Source organism: Wenzhouxiangella sediminis, from assembly GCF_003410055.1.
Taxonomy (GTDB): domain Bacteria; phylum Pseudomonadota; class Gammaproteobacteria; order Xanthomonadales; family Wenzhouxiangellaceae; genus Wenzhouxiangella; species Wenzhouxiangella sediminis.
In genome coordinates this window covers 156256-178921 of record NZ_QUZK01000014.1, presented here as the reverse complement: position 1 = coordinate 178921, position 22666 = coordinate 156256, and the positions used below count along the sequence as shown (strand labels likewise).

Below are 22666 nucleotides of genomic sequence, written 5' to 3'. Positions count from 1 at the left end.
CAATGAAACGCCTGACAGCCTTTTCCCTATTGATGTTCCTCACCGCGGCCGGGACGGTTTCCGCCGGTACGGTCACCCAGACCATCGAGCTGCGCCCCGGCTGGAATGCGATCCACGTCGAGGTCGAGCCGGAGGTCAACGCCATCGAGCAGGTCTTCGCCGGCCTTCCTGTGGCGAGCGTGTGGCGCTGGATCCCCGATGACCGACCGGTGAGCTTCATTCAGGACCCGGACGAGGAATTGATGACCATCGACGGCTGGTACGGCTACTTCCCGCCGGAACGGCCCGAGAGCATCCTGACCAATCTCTACACCATCGACGCCAATCAGCCCTACCTGGTGCGCCTCCAGGGCAGCAGCCCGCGCACGCTCGAGATTACCGGGCGCCCGGCCCTGCGGCCGATGCGCTGGCGCAGCGACGGCTTTCAGTTGACCGGTTTTCCGGTCGAGCCCGGCAACGAACCGACCTTCGGTAGCTGGTTCGCTGGCTCCGATGCGCACGAGGGGCAAGTGATCTTCCGGCTCGACGACAACGGACAGTGGGTGGCGGTTACCCGGCCGCAGGTCGAGCGAATTCGCAGTGGTGAGGCCTACTGGGTCTATACCAAGGGCCGCTCCGAGTTCCAGGGTCCCCTGTCGGTTGAACTCGACTTCGGCGAGCGACTCGATTTCGGCGCCAGTGTCGCGCGCGACAGCCTGGTCGTGCGGAACCGGAGCGGGGTGAGCAACGAGATTCGTATTCGCCGTCTTGATGCCGACGTTCCCGTACCCCTGGCCCTGGGTACCCGGGATGAAGAGACCGGCGAGACCGAGTGGCCGGTCATTCCCGACGAGACCAGTTTCAGCCTGCCGGTGGACGAATCCCGGACGCTTCGCTTCGGGGTTCGCCGCTCCGAGTTATTTGCCAACAATGCCTCGCAAATCATTGAAATATCGAATGGATTTGGCAGCAGGAAGCTGATTGAAGTCTCTGCGGCGGTCTTTCAACCTCCGTCGGCGGCGACGCAGTCCCGTAAGGGAGCCAGCGGCATGATGGCCGCCGGGCGGGCAACCGATCCGAGATTCGCCGGGCTGTGGCTGGGTGTCGCCACGATCGAGGAGGTGAGCATGGCGCAGACCGGCGGCGTGGTGCCCGTGCCCACCGGCAGCGAGTTTCCGTTGCGCATGATCGTCCATGTCGATGCCGGCGGGAATGTGGTTCTGCTCAAGGAAGTCATCCAGATGTGGCAGGAGGGCACTTACAAGCCCGACCCCGACAATCCCGAGTTCAATGTCGTCGACGAGCCGGGCCGCTACGTCCTGATTACCGACGAATCGCTGTTGCCGCAATACGAAGGCGCGATCCTCCGGGACGGGGAACCCGTCGGTATTCGCATGAGCACGGCCGCCTACGACTACGAGGGTGACGAGCTCGAGCTCGAAGGCGTGTTCGGACCCGGAGGGCTTCTGACCGGCTCGATCGTCCTCGATCCCGAACATTCGACCAACCCCTTCCTCCACCGTTTCCATCCAGACCACGACAACCTGGACGCGCAGTTCATCAACTATCGCCAGGAAGCCTTCGAGGTGACGCGCGAGATGGAGTTCGTGTTCGCCAGTTCCGACCCGGAGGGCAACGAGTCGCCGGAATGGGGCAACGGGGAAGTGGCGGGAACTTTCAACGAGGCGATCTCGGGGCTCCACCGCTCCACGATCTTCGTCAGCGGCTCGTTCCGGTTCCGGCGCGTGCTCAACATCGACCAGCTAAACCAGTAGTGCCATGACAATGTCCGCAGCCAAAACCAGCATGACTCGCATCGCGCTTCTCCTGATCCTGGCCGTTGGCCTGAGCGGCCCGGCCTGGGGCGTCTGGCCGACCAGCGCCGGCGGGAGCGGCGACGATCTCGTCACCGCCTCGGCCGTGGGTCCCAGCGGCGACGTGTTCGTGACCGGCACGTTCACCGGGCAGGCCGTCTTCGGCGGTGACACCCAGATCAGCGCCCGCGGGACCCGGGATATCTTCGTGGCGCGCTACAGCCAGTCGGGCAACCTGCGGTGGGTGCAGCGCGCCGGCGGCAACCGCGCCGACAGCGCGGACGGCATCGTTGTCGACAGCTCGGGCAACGTCTACATCACCGGCAGCTTCGTCAACAGCGCCGATTTCGGTTCCTTTGAAATGGCATCGGCAACGCTTGAGCCCGACATATTCGTGGCCAAGCTCAATGGTGCGGGCAGCTGGACCTGGGTGCGTACGGCCACCGGCGAGGGGGTTGACGCTTCGGTCGACATCGGCCTGATTCCCGGCAATCCGGCGGCCATTCCCCCGTCCCCGGACATCCTTGTCATCGCCGGCCACTACCAGTGCGGCACGCGTTTCACATCGCCGGAAGTCGGCGCCAGCGACGAACAGAACATTCTGCTGGGGCAGGGCAGCTGTTCGGGCGGGCCGCCGGACGATCAGCACTATCTGGCCGCCCTGGATTCCGACGGCGTGTGGCAGTGGGCCAGCAATTCTGGGGTGGCCGGCGGCGTTTCATCCGCCATTTCATCCCTGGATGTCGATCAGGGCCGGGTCATGGTCGTGGGCCGGCACAACGGGCCGCTCGACCTGGGCGGTGCCAGCTTGCCAACACCCCCGGGAAGCCCGGCTGAGTTCATTGCCGAAAGCCCATGGCAGGAATCGACCGACACGCCTTCGAGCCCGCCCAACAGCTTTTTCATTCCCAACCAGCCAGGTGTTCGGGCGAGCGATCTTGAACTCGACCGGAACTTCGATCTGACCGCGATCCAGCAGCCGAAGCTTCGATTCAATCATCGATTCCGGCTGGACAGCTGCTATGACCTGGCCGTCCTGTCCTACTCGACCGATGGTGGAAACAACTGGAATCGGGTGCCGCCGGAATGGTTCGAGTCGGGAGGCTACAACGGAGCCTGGAACGGCTGGGAAAACAACCCCATTAGCGGTCCGGGCTGGTGCCATCAGAGCCCGGACTGGCCGGAGTACAACTCCGTGACGGTGTCGCTCGACAGTATTGCCAACGAGAGCAGTGTGCGATTCCGCTGGCGACTGGGCGAGGGCCAGCAAGTTGGCATAGAAGGATGGTGGGTCGATGACTTTGCCCTCACCGATGGCGCTGAACCGCTGTTCAGCAACGATCTGGAGCCCGAGGATCGCCAGTTCATCGCTCGTCTGAGCAATCCCACGAGCGCCAACCCCACGTGGTCATGGGCGCGACCGGTAGAACCGGAGTTCCCCGTGGCCGCGATTCACGTCAGCGATCTCGGCCTGCCCTATATCGCCGGGCGCGTCCTGGGCGCCTTCACGCCGTGGGGCTATAGCCAGCAGGTTACCGATGTCGGTGCCGCTGTGGCCAAGCTGGATCCCAACTCGGGCGACACCGACTGGATCGAGGTGGCCGACGGCGGGCAGGGCACCGCGCTGGCCAGCGTCGGCACCGACATCTTCCTCGCCGGTCACTTCTCCGGTACGGCGGTCTTCAAGAGCGGCCCCGACGGCACCCTGCAATCGGCCGGTGAACGCGACCTGTTCGTTTCGCTGGTCGACGACAGCGGCAGCACGCAGTGGGTGACCGGCGGCGATCGTTACAACGCCGAGACGGCCGTCCCCGGACAGGCCGGCGGCAGCGGCGATTCGGTCATGACCAGCCTCGCGACCGACGGCCTGGCGAATCTCTACGTCACGGGTGCTTTTTCCGATTCCATCGTTTTCGGCCAGGAAGCCGAACTGGTCTCGGCGGCCGGACAGAACGGTTTCGTCGCCAACCTCGATCTGCTCGGGGTGTGGTTCGAGGTCAAGACCTGGCTCGTCGGCGAGGCGGTCACGCCGCCGACCAATGCCGAAAACGACGAGCAGGCGGCGGCGCCCGAAATCTACATCGACGGCCAGCTTGTGACCGACGCCATCGGCACGCGCTTCTTCTGGGCCAAGCCCGCAGGCGCCGACGAGGCGGTGCTCACCGTGCTGGACGCCATCGACGGCGTGGAGATCCACTGGCGCGTCGACGATGAACCGCTCAGCAGCAGCAACCGGATCGTGTCCGTCGGCCGTACCAGCTGGCCGGGTGAAGCCTGCACGCCGGCCAACGACAGCGAGTGCTACCAGGTGCATATCGCCGGTGCACCGGTCGAGCTGGATGAGCCGGGAAGCGGCTTCCGTTTCGTCAACCAGTTCGTGCCGCAGTCCCAGCCCAGCGACGCCAGCGTCAATGCCGGCGTGATGAAGGCCTCGCGGCCGGGCTTCACTGTGCTCTTGTACGTCGAAGGAGCGACCACCGATCCTTTCGAGCACCCGGCTTCGGTAGAAGTCGTGCGAACCTTCCGGCCGAACCAGTCGCCGGACTACGTCGACAACATTCGCTGGGACATCGGCGAGCCGATCGTCGAGCCGTACCACAACCAGATCGGCCGTACGGGCTACGTGCTCAACGAAGACGCTTTCTACGACGGTGTGGGGGCCGACGCCGCCTACGACCGCCAGTCGCGCACCGGCCACATCATCCCCGTCAACAAGGTGCGGCCGAATCGGCTCCAGGACGCCGACAAGGAAATGGTCGTCGCCTGGTACCGGCGTAACGCCATGGGGATCTACTGGCCGCAGCGGGCAATGCACTATGCCCCCGACTGGCCGCTGGATCCCGACCGCATCATCATTGCCAGCGAGCAGGGTGGCGAAGTGCTGGGCCAGGAACCCCTCGGCCCACAGCAGTATCCGGACCTGCGCATCTACCAGCAGCCGCTGGTTTCCGAACCGGGCTACAACCCCAACGCGACGCATGCCTTCTTTGCGCCCTCCAACACCGGTACGGGCATTCTCGCCCTGTTCGCGCTGCGCGCCGATTTCGGTATCAATCTGCGCGACGACTTCACCGCGCCGACGGATCCCTACGTGCTGGTCAAGTACTGGAGCGAGGATCTGGGCCGCTGGGCCTTCCGGACCTACTATGTGACCGCTACCGGGGCCGGCTTCGACGGCTTCCAGTACGGCGGCGAGGCGGGTACCGCCGTGGCGCCCCCGTATCCGCTTTCCACGCTGCCGGGCTGCGACGAGACCCTTGCCGTCGGCCAGGCCGCCAATGACCCGCAGCCCCCGCCGCCGTTCTTCAAGGATTACAAGAACGGTTTGTGGAGCAAGTCGGCCGGCAACGGCGCACTCCTGTTCTGGTATCCGCTGCAGCCGGGCTTCTCCTACGACATCACCAACAACGACTTCCCCGACGCCACGGAGGGACAGTGCATTCCCTGGATGGCGCGCCTGCCCGAAGAGCGGGGCGGTACGGTCTCTCCCAACGAGCCGCTGGCGGTCAACTACACCTTCACCTGGCCGTCGAATCCGCCCCAGCTGATTCCCGGCGAGACCCTGCTCAAGCAAAAGCGCGGTCTTCCCAACATCTACCAGCAGGATGCCGTCGAGGTGGTGTTCGACGAGCACCGCGAGGCCATGGAGGCTTCAGGCGGCGCTGCTCCGGAAGACACCCTGGTTCAGCTGATCGACCCGCTCAATCCGCGCTATGTCTACCTCGACAACCTCTCCGGGCTGGGTAGCCAACTCGATCCTGAAACCGGCTGGCGCATCATCACCGGCGACGCCGACGGCCTTCTCAAGCTGCCGGTTTCAATCCGCGAACGGCTGCGCTACGACCCACTCAACAAGCGGCTGATCTTCAGCGGCGTTTTCGACGACACGATCGCCGGCGAGCCGTTGTTGATGCTCAACATCATGAGCTTCCGCGAGGCGCGCCAGCTCAAGGTCCTCGACGGCAGCGCCGACGACGAGGCCGAAGATTCCACCAACGCCTGCCAGGACGCGGGCGAGCCCTGCGGATGGGCGGAGGCGGTCGAGGCCCTGTTGCGTTTGACGCGCAATCCGCAGGGCATCGAAACGGTATGCGTGGACAGTCAGATCAACCCGCAGACCGGTGAGCGCCAGTGCACGCTGTCGCGCGATGTCGACCGCGGCGAACTGCTCGCCGCCTTCGACGATCCGCAGGGTGACGGATTCCTGCAGCCCTACAAGGCCACCGGAGTGCAGCCGGCCCTGACCGCCGGCGCCACGCAGAGCGTCGGCTGGGTCACGCTGGCCTTCAACAACGACCCCACGCTCAACCCGGCGCCGGTCAGCGTGCAGATCATCCGCGTCGACTGCCTGCGCCAGCCGCCGCCGCCCGATCCGGCCGACATCCTGTCGAGCTACCAGGGGCAGCTCAACGTCATCATGCCCGACAATATCTTCGACGAGCAGTTGACGCTGCGTCATTCCGGTGACTTCGGCGGCGATCCGGATGCACTCGAATTCGAGTGGTACTTCCAGCCCGACCAGGACGGTACGCCGCCGTTCCCGCTGCCGGAACCCGAAACCGGACAGCTCAACGGCTGGCAGCGCTTCCCCGTCGACGACCCGCAAGGCGCGGTGGAGATCACCGTCGAGGGTGCGAATATCCAGACCCTCTCGGACAACTGGTACGTGGCGCGCTACCGCGGTCTGCCGGTCTGCAACAACCAGTCGGAATGGAGTCTCTGGGCGGGCAGCCCGGGCGCGACGCCGCTCGATCAGCGTGCCCAGCTCGGCCTCGGCTGGGTCAAGCGCGTCATCGAGCGGCTCAATCCCTTCGAGGCGCGCGTTCAGGACTTCCACTCCTCGCCGACCAACACCTACTCGAGCATGCTCACGCAACTGGGTGAACGCTACGAGGGCGACATCCCGTTGACGTCGAATCCGGAGGTGCTCAACGACATCGGCCTGATCGAGGCGTATACGACCGTGATGCGCCGGGCCATGGACCTGTCGGTCAATGCCGTGCCGCCGGTCGACTACGGCCCGGTCAACAAGGCGATTCTCAACGTCGCCACCCGGATCGTCGACTTCTACGCGCTGCTCGGCAACGAAGCCTACGCCGACGCACAGGATCCCACCGTGGGCCTGCTGACCAGCGGCGAATTCGCCAGCCTGGCGCCGACTGTCCATCCTTTCCAGAACCAGCTGGCTTCGGTGCTCGAAGAAGAACTGGTGCTGCTGCGCGGTCGCGACGACTCGCAGGCCACGACTTCTGCGCCGCCGGTCTACAACCGCCTGTTCTGGAACTTCACGACCGGTGACGGCGAGGCGGCTTACGCGCTCAACTACGACATCGGCGACAAGAACACCGATGGCGTCATCGACGAGTTCGATGCGCGCATCCAGTACCCGCAGGGGCACGGCGATGCCTGGGGGCAGTACCTCACGGCCATGAAGACGCATTACTCGCTGCTCAAGCACCCCTTCTTTACCTGGGAGCCGACGCAGGAGGCCGTACCCGTTGCCGGGGTTCCGATACAGGTCGATTTCTTCGACGAGCGCAAGTTCGCCAAGGTGGCCGCGGCCAAGGCGCGAACCGGTGCCGAGATCGTCAACCTGACCTACCGCCAGTTCTACGTGGAGGATCCGGCTGCACAGTGGCAGGGCTACAAGGACGACGATCCCGAACGCGCCTGGGGTCTGTCCGAGTGGGCTCGCCGGGCGGGGCAGGGTGCCTATTTCGACTGGGTGGTCGGTAACGCGATCCTGCCCGACGAAGATCCTGATCCGGGCAACTTCGGTATCCAGAAGGTGGACCGCACCACGGTCGAGGAACTGGAGGAAATCGTCTCGAACTTCGATTCCATCCAGCAGCAACTCGACCAGGCCGACCGCGGGCTCAATCCCCTGGGTCTGGCCAAGGGCGTCGTGCCGTTCGATATCGACCCGATCCAGGTCGATCGCTACGGCAAGACGCACTTCGAGCAGGTCTACGATCGTGCCGTGGGCGCCCTGGAGAATGCCGTCAAGGTCTGGGATTTCGCCAACCAGCTCAATCGCATGCTGCGTTTCAACCAGGACAGCGTCGACGACCTGGCGGCCAATTCCCGCGCCAACGAACGCAACTACAAGAACCGCCTGATCGAGATCTTCGGCTATCCCTACGCCGACGATGTCGGACCCGGCGGTCTCTACCCGGCCGGTTATGACGGGCCCGACGTCTACCACTACCAGTACATCGATGTCCTGGAGATGGCCGGAAAGGACACCGGGTTGCTGGAGGGCTTCGATATCGAGGGCGACGTCGAGATCAATCGCTTCGACGCCAGCTACGACCCACTGCCGGGCGGCGTGAACTACTTCGGCTTCGACGAGGACGCCCCGTTCTGGGAGGACAACTGCGACTCCTCGCCGCTGGGCAGCGGTTGCGCTCTGGGTCCGCCTCCGGAAGGCGACGACCTGACCGTGGAGATGGTCACCTACGATTCGCCCGCGTTCGGTTTCACCTTCGGCAAGCCGCCGGAGTGGACCGGCCAGCGTAGGGCCACCGGCTCGATCCAGAACGTGCTCCACGACATGTTCATGGCGCGAATCGATCTGCAGCGCTCGATCGTCCAGTACGAGAACCTGCGTTCGGACATCTCCGACCTGGTGGATACGATCGAGGCGACCTACAACCTGCGCAACGAGCAACTTCAGATCGCCAACAACGAGCGGCGAACGCTCAACCAGATCAACATCGCCGTTCAGACGCTCAACCAGAGCGCCAAGGCGGTCAAGGCCGCCGGCAACCTGGCCGCCGCCATCATGGATCGCTCCTCGGAGTGCATTCCCAAGTCGATCATCGTCGGCGTTGCCGCCGGCGGCGACACGCTTTCGGTGGCGCGATGCACGATGAAGACGGCCAGCGTGAGCGTCAACTCGGTGACCGACGCGATCGGTGAGGGACTTGAGATCGCGGCCAACGTGACCGGGGCCACCGCCCAGGACGTTTCGCAACTGGCGGCGCTGGAAACGCAGGTGCTGGACTCGCGCCTGGAACTTTTCAACATGCGCGGTCAGTTCGACGAGATGCTCCGGCGAGAACCGGTGTTGCGCATGGAGATGTTCTCGCGCGCCGAGGCCATCCAGCAGCTCTACCGCAAGTATCTCGAGGAGCTGGCAAAGGGGCAGCGGATCATGGCGGAGCTCGTGCAGTTCCGCAAGAACGGCGCTGCGGCGGTGCAGGAACACCGCTACAAGGACATGGCGTTCCGGGTGTTCCGCAACGATGCCTTGCAGAAGTACCGCGCCGCTTTCGATCTTGCGGCTCGCTATGCCTACCTGGCGGCAACTGCCTACGATTACGACACCAATCTGCTCGGCAGCGACAGCCGGGCCGGTCGTCGCTTCCTCACCGATATCGTGCGCGAACGTTCGCTCGGCCAGATTCTCGGTGGCGACCCGGTGCCGGGTTCGCGTGGCCTGGCCGACCCGCTCGGCCGCATGGCGGCCAACTTCGAAGTGCTCAAGGGCCAGATGGGCTTCAACAACCCGCAGATCGAGACCAACCGTTTCTCGCTCAGGCGCGAGTTGTTCCGCATCGAGGACACCCCGGAGGGCGACGAACAATGGCAGAGGATTCTCGAGAACGCCCGAGTCGACGACCTGTGGCAGCTCGAGGAATTCCGCCGCTTCGCGCGGCCGCCGCAGCCGGAATCGGCCGGACCCCTGCCGGCCCTGGTGTTCCGATTCCCGACGACGGTCAGCTTCGGCCTCAACTTCTTCCACTGGCCCCTGGGCCCGGGCGACAGCGCCTACGATGCCTCGCGCTTCTCGACTCGCGTGCGTTCGGTCGGAACCTGGTTCAGGGACTACGCCGGACTGCCGCTGAGCGAGACGCCGCGCATTTACCTGTTCCCCACGGGCGCCGATGTGCTGCGTTCCCCGTCCTACGACGACTTCCGCACGCGGGACTGGCAGGTGATCGACCAAGTGTTGCCGGTGCCGTTCCCGATCGGCTCGCAAGAGCTGCAGAACGCCAACTGGCTGCCGCTGGCCGACACGCTGTCGAACGCTTTCAACGAGGTTCGTCGCTACTCGCAGTTCCGGGCACACCATTTCACCGAGCCCTTCGACGACACGCAGGTGATCGCCGACAGCCGCCTGATCGGCCGCTCGGTGTGGAACCGCGAGTGGATGCTCATCATTCCGGGAGGCAGCCTGCTGGCCGATCCGGATGAGGGGCTCGACACTTTCATCGAGGGCGCGCCGATTCCGGACACGGAAGAGCGCGACGGCGAAGGTGTCAGCGACATCCGCATTTTCTTCACGACCTATTCTTATTCGGGTAACTGATCATGACCGGGACATCACGCGGCCGAACTGGCCGGCTGAACATCGCGCCAGCACTGCTCATCCTCGCCGGCTGTCTTGCCGGTGGCTTGCAGGCTTCGATCTCCGAACCGGATCACGTGCTCTACGGGCAGGTGAGCTGGTTCGGTGAACCGGTGGCCGAGGGCGAACTGACCCTGCACATACCCGACTGGGACGATCCCATCGCTCGCTACGAGCTCAACTCGGATCCGTCGCTGGGCAGCCAGTACGCGCTGCGGGTGCCGATGCACTCCACCGGGGCGCGGATTCCCGGTACGGCACGCACGGGCGACGAAGCGATGGTGTACCTCGATGCACAGGCCGTGGCGATGATCGAGATCGGCGAGCAGGGCATGGCGCGCCGGATGGACCTGGATCCGGAGAGCCTCCAGGGCCTGGTGGCGCTCAGCATCGACGACATCGACATTGCCGAAGGCGATGCCGGTACCACCACGATCGGTGCATTTACCGTCTCCATACCGCAGGCGCTCGAGGAACCGGTCACTTTCGACTGGGCGACACGCGACGGCGACGGTGCCGACGCCGCCACCGGCGCTGCCGATTGCAGCGGCGGTGCCGACTATCTGGATGATTTCGGGTCCGGGACCATTCAGCCCGGCAATCTCTCGACCACCGTCGAGGTCGAGGTCTGCGGCAACGACGACCCGGACGGCAATCGCCGTTTCTACGCGGAGATCAGTAATCCTTCCGACGGTGTGGCGCTGTTCAAGTGGCAGGGCGAGGCCGTGATCATGGATGACAACACGCTGCCCGAACTCTTCATCGAGGACGTCACCGTCGTCGAGCCGCCGGTGGGGTCCACCCGCCAGGCGGTGTTCCGTGTCAGCCTGTCGGCGACCTGGGATCAGGCGGTATCGGTGGACTGGGCGACCGCCAACGGCAGCGCCTCGGCCGGCACCGACTACGTCGCCGACAGCGGTACGCTCAATTTCGCGCCCGGCCAGCAAAGCGGCCAGATCCCGGTCACCGTGCTGGGCAACGGAAGCAACGACCAGGCGCGCGACTTCTTCGTCGACCTCAGCGCGCCGGTCCAGGCCAGCCTGGGTGATGCGCGCGGTCGCGCCCTGATCGTCGATTCGGTCCAGACCCTGGTGCATGTGGAAACCCAGGAGAACGGCGTGACGGTCGACGGCATGAGCGATCCTTCCGACATCACCGTGGCCAGCCCGGACGGCGGCCAGGTCTACGTAGCCTCACGCACCGCCGACGAGATCGTCGTTTTCTCCCGCAATGCCGACAGCGGTCGCCTGCAGGCCGTCCAGACCCTTGCCGTGACCGATTTTCTGGTCAATACCGCCAGCGACCGCGCCATCGACGGCGTCAACGGCTTCGCGGGACTGGTCGTCTCCGACGACGGCGCGCACCTCTACGCCGTCGCCCAGGCCGACGACGCGATCGTGGCCTTCGAGCGCGACGCCGACGACGGCTCGCCGACCTACGGCGAGCTCACCGTCAGCCAGGTGCTCTTCGAAGGGGATGATCCCGAACCCTCGCAGACCGACCCCATCGCAGGTCTCGACGGACCCAGGGACCTGGCGGTCTCGCACGACGGCGCCAACGTTTACGTGGCCGCTGCCGGAGGGCCGGGTCGGGTGCTGGTTTTCTCGCGCGATGCCGTAACGGGTGAACTGCTCTACCGGCAAACGCTTGCGAGCGGCGATACCGACCCGCTCGGCAATGTCGTCGACGGCATTGCCAATGCGTCCTCGCTGGCGCTCCCGAGCGACGATGCGCAGGTTTACGTCGCCGGTCAGGCGGACAACGCGGTGGCGATCTTCAACCGCAATGCCGACCCCGATGCCCATGGTCAGCTTACCTTTGTCACCCGCCACGTCAGCGGGGCCGGGGCGTTCAACGGCTTCAGCGCGCCGTCGAGTCTCGCCCTTGCGCCCGACGATGCCCATCTCTACGTCACCGGGCGCGACAGCAACAGTGTCGCCGTCCTGGCCCGCTCCGGCGCCGGCGCGCTGACCATGCAGCAGGTGCTCGAATCGGGCAGCGGCGACGTTTCAGGCCTCGATGCGCCGCTGAGCCTTGTCTTGAGCAACGACGGCGCACTGGTCTACGTGGCCTCGAGCGCGGACGGCACCGAACCCGAGCCGGGAACCCTCACGACGCTGCGGCGCGAGACCGATTCGGGCAGCGCCGAGTACGGCAACCTGACCTTCGAGGAGGTCAAGCGCAACGATATCGGCGGCGTGACCGGACTGTGGGGCGCCACCGGGGTGGCCGTCAGCCCGGACGATGCGCACATCTACGTCGCCGCCCGGTTCGACCAGGCCGTCAGCGTTTTCGCGCGCGACTTGCTTGCACCCGAGAATCCACTGCTCGAAAGCCCGACGCACGATGTGGAAACCTGGAGCCCGCTGGCCGAGGTCACCGTCAACTGGAGCGGGGCGCAGGATCTCGATCCGACGGGCCTCAACCCGGGCTCCGGCCTGGCCGGTTACTCGGTCAGCTTCTCGCGCGGCCCTCAGACCGAGCCCGACGAGCAGATCGACGTGCCCCAGACCAGCGATCCCCACCAGGCCGTCTCCGTGCCGCTGGCGGATGGAACGGACCACTGGTTCCACTTGCGCAGCTGTGACAACGCGGGCAACTGTTCAGCCAAGGTTTCGCTGGGGCCGTTGTGGATCGACGCCACCGCGCCGACCGGCCCGACCGGGCTCGACAGCACCAGCCACGAAGCCGGTGAGCCGGCCATTCCCGATAACATCATCGATGTGATCTGGACGGCGGCGATCGACCAGGGTGACGCGCCCAGCGGCCTGGCCGGGTACAGCTACGCATTCAACCAGGTGCCCGACAGTGAGCCGAACACCGACCTGGATCTCGGTCCCGGGGCCACGGCCGTGAGCAGCGATGTACTCGACGACGGCCTGTGGTGGTTCCACATCCGCGCGATCGACACCGCAGGCAATGCCGGCGCCGTGCAGACCATCGGGCCTTTCGGTGTGGGTGACGATGTCACCTCGCCGACGGTTCGTGATGTCACGGCGGTGGCCGGGCCCAACGGCGCGGCCCTGACACCAGGCGCTGCGATCGACAGTGCTGTCACCCAGCTGATCGTTCGCTTCGACAAGCCCATGGAAGCCGGCTCGGCCGGCGACCTGGGCAACTTCAGGCTGCTGGCCGGCTTCGTCGACCCGGCGATGGTCTCCTGCGCCTCACCGGACAGCGGCGAGCTCGCGCAGGCCGACTACGTGGGTTCGGACCGGCATACCGTGTTGCGCGTCGCCGATCCCACCGGACTGCCCGCGGGCGACTACACGATCGTGGCTTGCGAGGCCCTCGAAGACTTCAACGGCAATGGCCTGGACGGTGACGCCGACGGGGTGGTCGGGGGGCACTTCGGTCTGCCGTTCACCGTCTCCTGGGACAACCAGTTGCCCAACCCCAATTTCGATGAAGCGCTGTCCGCGGCGAATTGGGGCGTCAATGTCGGACAGATCGTCCACGCGCCGGATGTCGACATCGACGAAATCGCGACCTCCGGTTCAGTGGTGATCGAGGTGGCCGACGGCGATCCCACCGAATACGCGGTCTCGCGTTGCGTCAATCTCGATTCGGGCGTCCAGGCCGGTTATGCGCTGCAGGCGCGAGTGCGGCTCGACGACATCGGCACCGATCCGAATCCGGTGGCGGCCACTGCTTCGATGACCTTCCACAGCGGCGCCGGCTGCGGAGACACCCTGCAGGGCTTCGTCTCCAATGCCGTCGAGGGCGATACCGGCGGTGCCTGGATACCGCTGAGCACCTCGATCTCGCCCGGTGCGGTCGCCGGAGCCGGTTCGGTCCTGATCTCGCTCGATCTCTCCTTCCCCTCGGGAGAGGCTTTCCCGCTGACGGCCTGGTTCGACAATGCCAGCTTCTTCGCCTTCGGGCAGGGTGAGCTTCCGACCGAGCCCCCGCAGGTTGTTCGCGTGCTGTCCACGCACGCGACGGAGTATGGCGACGTCGGTCAGCCGTTGCCTACCGAGGCGGCGATTACCCAGCTGCTGCCGGAGTTTTCCCGCGGCGTGTTCACCTCCGCCGGCGGCACCGATCCGGGCGCGGCGAACAATGCAGACAACTACCGGCTGTTCGATCTCGACGGCGGCGGGGATCCGGATTGCGACCAGCCCGGCGATTTTGCCCTGGATGCGCTGGTCTCCTACCAGGCGGCGCGCAAGCGCTCGGTGGTGCGGCTCGACGGCGATCAGGCCTTGCCAGCCGGCCGCTACCGTCTGGTGGCTTGTGGGGAGATCCGCGACTTCGACAACAATCAGCTCGACGGCGCCGGTGACGGCACACAGGGCGTGGACTTCAAGCAGGACTTCGAAGTCGCCGCCACCAACGTGCTGCGCAACCCCAACCTGGATGGAACCGCAGGGCAGTGGCTGCTCGACGCCACACCGGGTGGCGGCGAAATCCGCTGGTCGGCGGCCGACGCCGACGCCCTGGTGAGTTCGGGCGCCCTTCGCGTGCAGCATCCCGGCGGCAGTGCCTCGACTTACGGCGCGAGCCAGTGCGTGAGTGTGTCGGGGCGCTCCGGGCTGGTCTCGCTCGGCGCGCACGTGCTGGTCAACCAGGCGTTCGGGACCGCACCCCAAGTCACCGCCCGCGCCACCTTCTATCCCCAGGCGGGTTGTGCCGGCACATCGACGGGGCAGATCGAATCCATCGAGTCCGTGCCCCACGGTGCGGGACAGTGGCGCGCCATGTTCCGGCGACTGCCCGAAATGCCGGCCGGTTCGGTGTCGGCGCGGGTCGAGTACACGGTTGTGGCCGACGATAGCGCACCGGTTGACGTGTGGATCGATCGACTGCTGCTGCGCTTCGGCGCCGCCGACGTCATCTATCGGAATCGTTTCACGCCCGAAATCTACTGATGGGAGCGGCCGGCACGGAATCATCGCGATTCCGTGCCGGCCGCTCCGCCGCTTGTCGGCCGCATCGATCTGGCCGCGCCGGGTTACCTGTGCAATAATTGCGCGTTTGTATCCGTCCGCAATGGACCCCAGATAACTGCAGACGCCAACAGCTTCTTTGAGGAAACACCTATGGATTTTCTGATCTCCAGCGCGATGGCGCAGGACGCCGCACAGCAGGCGCCCTCGATGCTCAGCAGCCTCCTGCCGCTGATCCTGATCGTCGTCATTTTCTGGTTCCTGCTGATTCGCCCCCAGATGAAGCGCAACAAGCAGCACCGTGAATTGGTTGCGGGCCTTTCGGCCGGCGACGAAGTGGTGACCGCCGGCGGCATGCTCGGCAAGATCACCGAGGTGGGCGAAAGCTTCGTATCGCTTGAGCTGACCGACGGCGTCGTCATCAAGCTGCAGCGTCACTCCGTCGCCCAGGTCGTGCCGAAGGGAACGATCGACTCGTCCAACTGACGCCCTTCGCGCCAGCCTGGCCACAAGAAACAGAAACAACGACTGACTAGCCCATGAATCGATTCCCACCCTGGAAGTACGCCCTGCTGATCATCGTGCTCGGCCTGGGCCTCGTTTACGCCCTGCCCAACATCTACGGCGATGACCCCGCCGTGCAGGTTTCCTCTTCGCGCGGTTTCGACCTGCAGCCGGAAATCGTCGGCGAAGTCGAGCGGTCCCTGGAATCGGCCGGTGTCGAACACGGCCCGGTGGATTTCTCGTCCCAGCGCGTGCTGGTACGGCTCGACAGCAGCGACCGGCAACTGCGAGCGGCCGATGCGCTCAGGGAATCCTTCGGCGATGACTACGTGGTGGCGCTCAATCTCGCGCCCGCCACACCGTCCTGGCTGTCGACTCTGGGTGCCGAACCCATGGTGCTCGGTCTCGACCTGCAGGGCGGGGTGCACTTCCTGATGCAGGTCGACATGGAAGCGGCCAAGACGCAGCGCCTCAACAACTACGTCGAGTCGGTCCGGAATCTGTTGCGCGATGCCGGGATCCGCTACCGCTCGGTTCGCGTTTCGGGCGAAAACCTGGTCGTCGAGCTGCGCACTGCCGAGCATCGAAGCGAGGCGCGGGAGCTTATCGAGAGCGAAACCGAGGGCCTGGCCATCGAATCGGTCGATGCCGGCCAGACCTTCAATCTGCGCGCTTCGGTCACCGAGACCTACCTGCAGGAGATCCAGCAGAACGCGCTCGAGCAGAACATGACGACCCTGCGCAACCGCGTCAACGAGCTCGGTGTGGCCGAGCCGGTGATCCAGCAGCAGGGCGCCAACCGCATCGTCGTCCAGTTGCCGGGCGTGCAGGACACCGCACAGGCCAAGCGGGTGCTGGGTGCGACGGCGACCGTCGAGTATCGTGCCGTCGACGAGCAGAACGATCCCTACGAGGCCGAACGCACCGGGCGGGTACCGCCGGGCTCCAAGCTTTACTACGATCGCAACGACCAGCCGATCCTGCTCTCGCGTGAGGTCATCGCTTCCGGCGAAAACCTGATCGGCGCAGCCGCTGGTTTCGACCAGCAGTCGGGCCAGCCCAACGTCGTGGTCACGCTCGACGGCGAGGGGGCGCGCCGCATGCTGGAGCACACCACCGAGAACGTCGGCAACCGCATGGCGGTGGTATTCATCGAATACCGTCCGGAAACGCGCATGGTCGACGGCGAGGAAGTCCACTCGACTCGCCGCGTCGAGGAAGTGATCTCCGCCGCGGTGACTCGCGAACCCTTCGGCAAGCGTTTCCAGACGACCGGCCTGGGTTCGGCCACCGAGGCGGCCCAGCTGGCCATGCTGCTGCGCGCAGGCGCGCTGGCCGCCCCGATGCAGATCATCGAAGAGCGCACCGTCGGCCCGAGCCTCGGTCAGGACAACATCGACCAGGGTTTCCAGTCGGTCATCATCGGCTTCGCGCTGGTGCTGGTCGTCATGGCGCTCTATTACAAGGTTTTCGGGCTGATCGCCAACCTGGCGCTGACCGCCAACCTCGTGCTCATCGTGGCGCTGCTGTCGTTGCTGGGTGCCACCCTGACGCTGCCGGGTATCGCCGGTATCGTGCTGACGGTGGGTATGGCGGTTGACGCCAACGTGCTGATCTTCGAGCGCATACGTGAGGAGTTGCGCAACGGCAATACCCCTCAGGCATCGATCCGGGCCGGCTACGAGAAAGCCTTCTCGACCATTGCCGATGCCAACGTCACGACCCTGATCGCGGCCATCGTGCTGTTCATGTTCGGCACCGGTCCGATCAAGGGCTTCGCGGTCACGCTGAGCCTGGGTATCGTCACCTCCATGTTCACGGCCATTCTCGGCACGCGCGGCGTGGTCACACTCATTTACGGCGGCCGCAAGCGCGTCAAGTCACTGGCCATCTGAGGAGCGCTCAAAAGTCATGGATATCATCAAGAGCGACACCAATATCAACTTCCTGCGATTCAGCAACATAGCGCTGGTCATTTCGGCGCTGGTGTTGATCGCCGGCATCGTCTCGCTTTCGACCAAGGGCCTCAACTTCGGCCTGGACTTCACCGGCGGCACGCTCATCGAGCTGCACTATCCGGAGCCTCCGGAGATGAACGACGTCCGGCAGACCCTTCAGGAGGAAGGGTTCGAAGAGTTCGTCGTGCAGACCTTCGGTACGGCCAGCGACATCGTCGTGCGCATTCCGGCGGCCGACGACGGCGAGTCGAGTGCCGATATCAGCACGCGCGTGCTCGAAGCCCTTTCGGCACAGGCGCCGGAGCTGGAGATGCGTCGCGTCGAGTTCGTCGGTCCGCAGATCGGTCAGGAACTGGCCGAGCAGGGCGGCCTGGCGCTGCTCTATGTGCTCATCGGCGTGCTCCTCTACATTTCCTTCCGTTTCCAGTGGCGGTTCGCCGTGGGGGCGGTTGGAGCGCTGGTCCACGACGTCCTTCTGGTGGTCGGCGTGCTTTCGGTCTTCCAGGTCAGCTTTGACCTGACGGTGGTGGCCGCGATTCTGGCCGTGATCGGTTATTCGCTCAACGACACCATCGTCGTCTATGACCGCCTGCGTGAGAACTTCCAGACCAAGCGCAAGGGGACGCCGGAAGAGCTGACCAACCTGTCGATCAATCAGATGCTTGGCCGGACCCTGATGACTTCGCTGACCACGCTGCTGGTGCTGATCGCCCTGTTCTACTTCGGCGGCGAGATCATTCACGCTTTCGCCTTCACGCTGATCGTGGGTGTCATCATCGGTACGTATTCCTCGGTCTACGTGGCCGGCAGCCTGGCGGTCAAGCTCGGCGTGTCCAAGATGGACCTCATGCCCGTGCAGAAAGAAGGCGCGGACCAGCCCGATCAGGAGATCCTGCCCGAGCGTTTCCGCAACCGCGAGGCCTGACTTGCGCCTGATAGCGATGATCCCGGCCCTGCTGCTGCCGGCTCTTGCAGCCGGCAGTGGTGAGGCTGCCCTGGGCGATCAGTACATGGTCGAGATGGCACTCTGGATCGAGGGTGAGCAGCGCGGCACACCCATCGTGGTCATCGAGCCCGATGCCCCCGCCAGCGTGGCCGTCGCTGACGAGTCCGGCTCAGAGCGCTGGAAGATCGAGTTGCTGGTCGAAGCGCCTTCAGTCAGCGAAGGTGCGCCGATTGGAGCCACCTGGCTCAATTTGACCGTTTACGAGCGCAGGGACGGTGAATGGGAGACGCTAGCCGACTCCCTGCTGGGTGTCCGCGAGGGCCGGACCGCGACAATGTCGGTCGTCAAATCGGGCCAGGAGCCGGCAACGAGGGACAACAGCCTGGTTTATCTCGAGGCCCAGGCATCCCGGCTTCGCCCCGGTCAATCACGCCAATGAAGAGCTTTTGCCGCGCTGGCTAATTTGCGGTGTCCTGCCTTAATCTGGGGCCTCCCTAGATGGCAAGGCTCCGGCCCCGATGACCGAGGAATCCGACAAGAAACGCTATCGCGAAGCCAAGGCCATCGCCAGCGATGCGCTGGATCTCGATCAGTCGAGCCGGCCGGCATTGATCGATCGACGTTGCGCCGGCGATGAGCGTCTCAGGGCAGAAGTCGAATGGCTGATCGAGGCAGCCGAGGACGACGCTGAGGACGATGTGCCCGAAAGCTTCCAGGCGGCTGCACGCAGCGCGCTGCAGAACGTATCGCTGGAAGTCCCGCTGCCCAGGAATTACCGGCTTCTCAAGCGAATCAGCCAGGGCGGCATGGGGATCGTCTACCTGGCCGAGCGAGTCGACGGGAACCTGCGGCAACCGGTCGCCTTCAAGCTCCTCCATTTGAGTGAGTCGGACAATGACGCCGTTGCCAGCCGTTTTTCGTCCGAGCGCGGAATACTCTCGCGTCTGAGCCATCCCTGGATCGCGCATCTGGTCGACGGCGGACTCACTGCAGAGGGCCGCCCCTTCCTGGCAACGGAGTTCGTCGACGGCGTGCGCGTCGACCGGTGGGCTGCCGGGGGCGTGTCGAGGAGCGAGATCCTGGCGCTTTTCGCAAAGGTTTGCGAGGCCGTCGAGTACGCTCATCGTCACATGGTCATTCACCGGGACCTGAAGCCGGCGAACATTCTGGTGACTCCGTCCGGGGATCCGAAACTGCTGGACTTCGGCGTCGCGCGCCTGCTGGATGTCGAGGAAGATTCCGGCGAGCCTGCCGCGCAGGCTCTCACCCTGGCGTACGCCAGCCCGGAGCAGATCCGCGGAGCGGGGCTCGGCGCCGCGACGGACGTGTATTCGCTGGGCGTGCTGCTCTACGAGTTGCTATGCGGCGCGCCGCCCTTTGACGGCACGAAAGAACCCGCCGAACTGCGCGAACAGATTCTTCAGGGGCACTGCCCCGTGCCCACTGGTCGGGACGGCGGGCGACTCCCCCGGGACCTTGCGGCAATCATCGGCAAGGCCATGGCGATCGACGAGAGCCAACGCTACGAATCGGTCCGGGCGCTGGCCGACGACATTCTCCGGTTTCGCTCGCAACGACCCGTCAGGGCACGAGGCGGCGGCTTCCTCTATCGGGCCGGTCGCTTTTCTCTGCGGCACCGGGCGGGCCTGGCGGTCGCCGTCTTTGCCGTGGCGTTTCTGGCCGCTTTCCTGATTGATCGTGAGATGCAGCTGGAGCGAATCGCGTGGGAGCGCGACCGCGCCGAAGCCGTAACCGAGTTCATGTCGGAATTGCTGGCCGGGGCCGACTCCTTGCCCACGCGCGGCAACGACGTGACCGTGCGAGAAATGCTGGATCTCGGCAAGCGACAACTGGCCGAATCGGAACAGGCGAATCCCGCAGCTGTCGGGCAGATGTACGTCGTGCTGGGCGAAGCCTATAACGCCCTGGGCCTGGGTGAACAGGCCGTGCCGCTGCTGGAGACCGCGAGGCGCTCCCTGCAGGGCCTGCTGGAGCCTGAAGAGCTGGCAATGATCCAGTCTCAGCTAGGAGCCGCCTACGATTCCGCCGGTCGGGCAGCCGAAGCCATCGCGGCCGATGAACGCGCCATCGACTTGCTGATGCGCTCGCCGGGAGAGCATGACAGCGAACTCACTCGACTCCGGATCCGCCGGCTGCGCAACCAGGCGAATGTGCTCGATGAGCCTGCGCAGGCAGTGATTGCCCAACTGGAGGACATCGTCGATGAGCTGCGTGGATCGAGCTCCGCGGATCCTGAGGTGTTGTTCGAAGCGCGCGCGGCGCTGGTCGGTGTTCGTGTTGCCGCCGGGCAGGAAGACGCGGCGCTGGCCGATGCAGAGCGCGCGCGAGAGCTTGCCGAATCGGTCTATGGGGAGGGTGATCCGCGACGCTTGCGCGGCCGCTACGTCTACGCAACCGCATTGATGCTGAGCGACCCCGGGGGCGCCGTCGACATGTTCCGGGCCCTGATCGCCGATCACGAAAGGCTGGTCGGGCCCAGCCAGAGGCTGGCGAATACGATCGGCAACCTGGGGGTGGCCCTTTCGAGACTGGGACGAAACCGGGAGAGCATGGACGCGTTCGCTCGCGCGGCAGGAATGATCGAGGCTTCCGTGGGCCGGGACCACTATCTCTATCGCCTGTCGATGACCAACCTGGCGGCCCTCCACCTGCGCGTGGGCGAAGCGGAGCAGACCGAGCGGATCGTGCGCGAGATCCTGCCCGACCTGGAAAGCCGGCATCGGCAGTTCGGCGGTGTCGAGACGTTCTATCTTGTGTCCGCGCTGGAGGTTCTTGGCGGTGCCCAGGTCATGCAGGGGAGGCTGGCCGAAGCGGCGGGAAGTTATCGCAATGCACTGGCGTTGCTCGATGCTGCATCAGAGGACGGCTCTGCCGGACTGCGGACGCGAATTGCGGAAAAGCTCGCAGAGATCGAAAGCGAACTCGACCCGTCCTGAATCCAGGCGTTATTCGGTGGCATCGGTGTGTTCCGAAAGGCGTCGCCTCAGCCACGCCCGGGCCATTCGCCACTCCCTGGCCACCGTCGAACGCGAGACGTCGAGCGTCTCGGCGGTTTCTTCCATGCTCAAGCCCGCGAAGTAGCGCAACTCGACGATGCGGGCCTGGCGCTCGTCGATCTCGGAGAGCTGTTCGAGTACCTCGTCGATAGCGATCAGTTCAGAGCCGAACGCTTCCCCGGGCTCAGAGTGGTCGATGTCCACGCGCAGATGGCTCTGGGGCCGCTTGTCGGCCTGTCGCTTGCGGGCATAGTCGACCAGCACGCGACGCATGACCGTCGCTGCCACCAGCACGAATTCCCGGCGATCCTCCCAACTTTCGTAGGCCTGGCCGGCGAGGCGGAGATAGGCTTCGTTGATCAGGGCGGTGGGCTGAAGCGTATGGTCGCCGCGCTGGGCCGAGAGCTGTCGGGCGGCGAGGGCGCGCAACTCGTCGTAGACCAGGGGAAGCATGCTGGCGAGGGAGGGGTCGCCGCGCTTCGTTGCGCGCTTGACCAGGTCTTCCAGTTCTTCGGTTTTGCGGGGGACTTTTGCCATGCCGGGAGACAGCCGCATCTTGAGATTTCCATGCTACATCATCCCCGCCGCAGCGCCGATTTCACTTTTTAGGGCGCGGTGAACTACAATGATCCGGCACCGAAAATCCGAGGGTCCGGAACGACCGCTTCATGAAGTTCGTCAACGCTCTTGCACTGTTGCTGGCCATGGCCTGGGCGCCAGGAGGCGTGGCACAGGACGGGGGGCGCGACTGTCTCGTCGCGTCCGAGTCCGGCCGTCTGCCCGAGGGCGTTCGGGCGATCGAGCCGCTGGTGGACAGCCGGCTCGAGGTCATCCGGGTTGCCTGCGCCGACAATCGCGTCTCCGGGCTCACCATCAAGCTGGTTGCGGGTCGGAGCACGGTGGCCCGTATCCTTCTGGTTGGCGGTTCCCGGCACGCCGCTTCACTGACCGGTGCCGGGCTGCCGAATGCGTGGGTCGATCTCTCCGCGCGCCGCATCGGAGCCGGAACCACGCTTCTGACCCTCTCGGTCGAGGCTCCGGATTCGGCCGAGGCGGGCAGTACCTTCAGTGACATCTTGAGCGTCAAGCGATCGGGCCGTGAGTTCGATATCGACGTGAGCCTGGAAGTTCTGGACGAGGGCCCGCTGTTCCGCGACGAATTCGACGTGGACCCAATGATGGGGCAATTCAGCCTGGTGATGTAGC

The 22666-nt window shown here is 65.2% G+C and carries 10 protein-coding genes; 9 read left to right on the top strand and 1 reads right to left on the bottom strand.

What is annotated here, in order from left to right; translation table 11 throughout:
* Nucleotides 1-2: 2 nt before the first annotated feature.
* From DZC52_RS03270 to DZC52_RS03235, 8 genes are all read left to right on the top strand, one after another.
* Nucleotides 3-1754, top strand: a complete 1752-nt coding sequence (locus DZC52_RS03270; RefSeq protein WP_147307591.1) for a hypothetical protein — start codon at nucleotides 3-5, stop codon at nucleotides 1752-1754.
* Between the two features lie 10 nt (nucleotides 1755-1764).
* Nucleotides 1765-10107: an SBBP repeat-containing protein gene (locus DZC52_RS03265; protein WP_181918745.1), complete on the top strand. Its 8343-nt coding sequence runs from the start codon at nucleotides 1765-1767 to the stop codon at nucleotides 10105-10107.
* Between the two features lie 2 nt (nucleotides 10108-10109).
* Nucleotides 10110-15017 carry a beta-propeller fold lactonase family protein gene (locus DZC52_RS03260; protein WP_116649684.1) on the top strand — a complete coding sequence of 1636 codons (4908 nt, stop codon included), beginning with the start codon at nucleotides 10110-10112 and terminating at the stop codon, nucleotides 15015-15017.
* 33 nt (nucleotides 15018-15050) lie between these two features.
* Nucleotides 15051-15521: a preprotein translocase subunit YajC gene (gene yajC / locus DZC52_RS03255; RefSeq protein WP_425451382.1), complete on the top strand. Its 471-nt coding sequence runs from the start codon at nucleotides 15051-15053 to the stop codon at nucleotides 15519-15521.
* Nucleotides 15522-15574: 53 nt separating this feature from the next.
* Nucleotides 15575-17434 (top strand): protein translocase subunit SecD, encoded by a 1860-nt coding sequence (gene secD / locus DZC52_RS03250; protein WP_116649682.1) that lies wholly within the window; start codon nucleotides 15575-15577, stop codon nucleotides 17432-17434.
* A 16-nt stretch (nucleotides 17435-17450) separates the two neighbouring features.
* Nucleotides 17451-18422, top strand: a complete 972-nt coding sequence (gene secF, locus DZC52_RS03245; protein ID WP_116649681.1) for a protein translocase subunit SecF — start codon at nucleotides 17451-17453, stop codon at nucleotides 18420-18422.
* 1 nt (nucleotide 18423) lies between these two features.
* On the top strand, nucleotides 18424-18882 hold the full coding sequence (locus DZC52_RS03240; protein ID WP_116649680.1) for a hypothetical protein: 459 nt from the start codon (nucleotides 18424-18426) through the stop codon (nucleotides 18880-18882).
* A gap of 79 nt (nucleotides 18883-18961) precedes the next feature.
* Nucleotides 18962-21400 (top strand): serine/threonine-protein kinase, encoded by a 2439-nt coding sequence (locus DZC52_RS03235; protein WP_116649679.1) that lies wholly within the window; start codon nucleotides 18962-18964, stop codon nucleotides 21398-21400.
* A 9-nt stretch (nucleotides 21401-21409) separates the two neighbouring features.
* Here DZC52_RS03235 and DZC52_RS03230 read toward each other — a convergent pair whose 3' ends face one another.
* On the bottom strand, nucleotides 21410-21997 hold the full coding sequence (locus DZC52_RS03230) for an ECF-type sigma factor (protein ID WP_116649678.1): 588 nt from the start codon (nucleotides 21995-21997) through the stop codon (nucleotides 21410-21412).
* Between the two features lie 131 nt (nucleotides 21998-22128).
* Between DZC52_RS03230 and DZC52_RS03225 the strand changes: the two genes are divergently transcribed.
* Nucleotides 22129-22665 (top strand): hypothetical protein, encoded by a 537-nt coding sequence (locus DZC52_RS03225; RefSeq protein WP_116649677.1) that lies wholly within the window; start codon nucleotides 22129-22131, stop codon nucleotides 22663-22665.
* Nucleotide 22666: the final 1 nt, after the last annotated feature.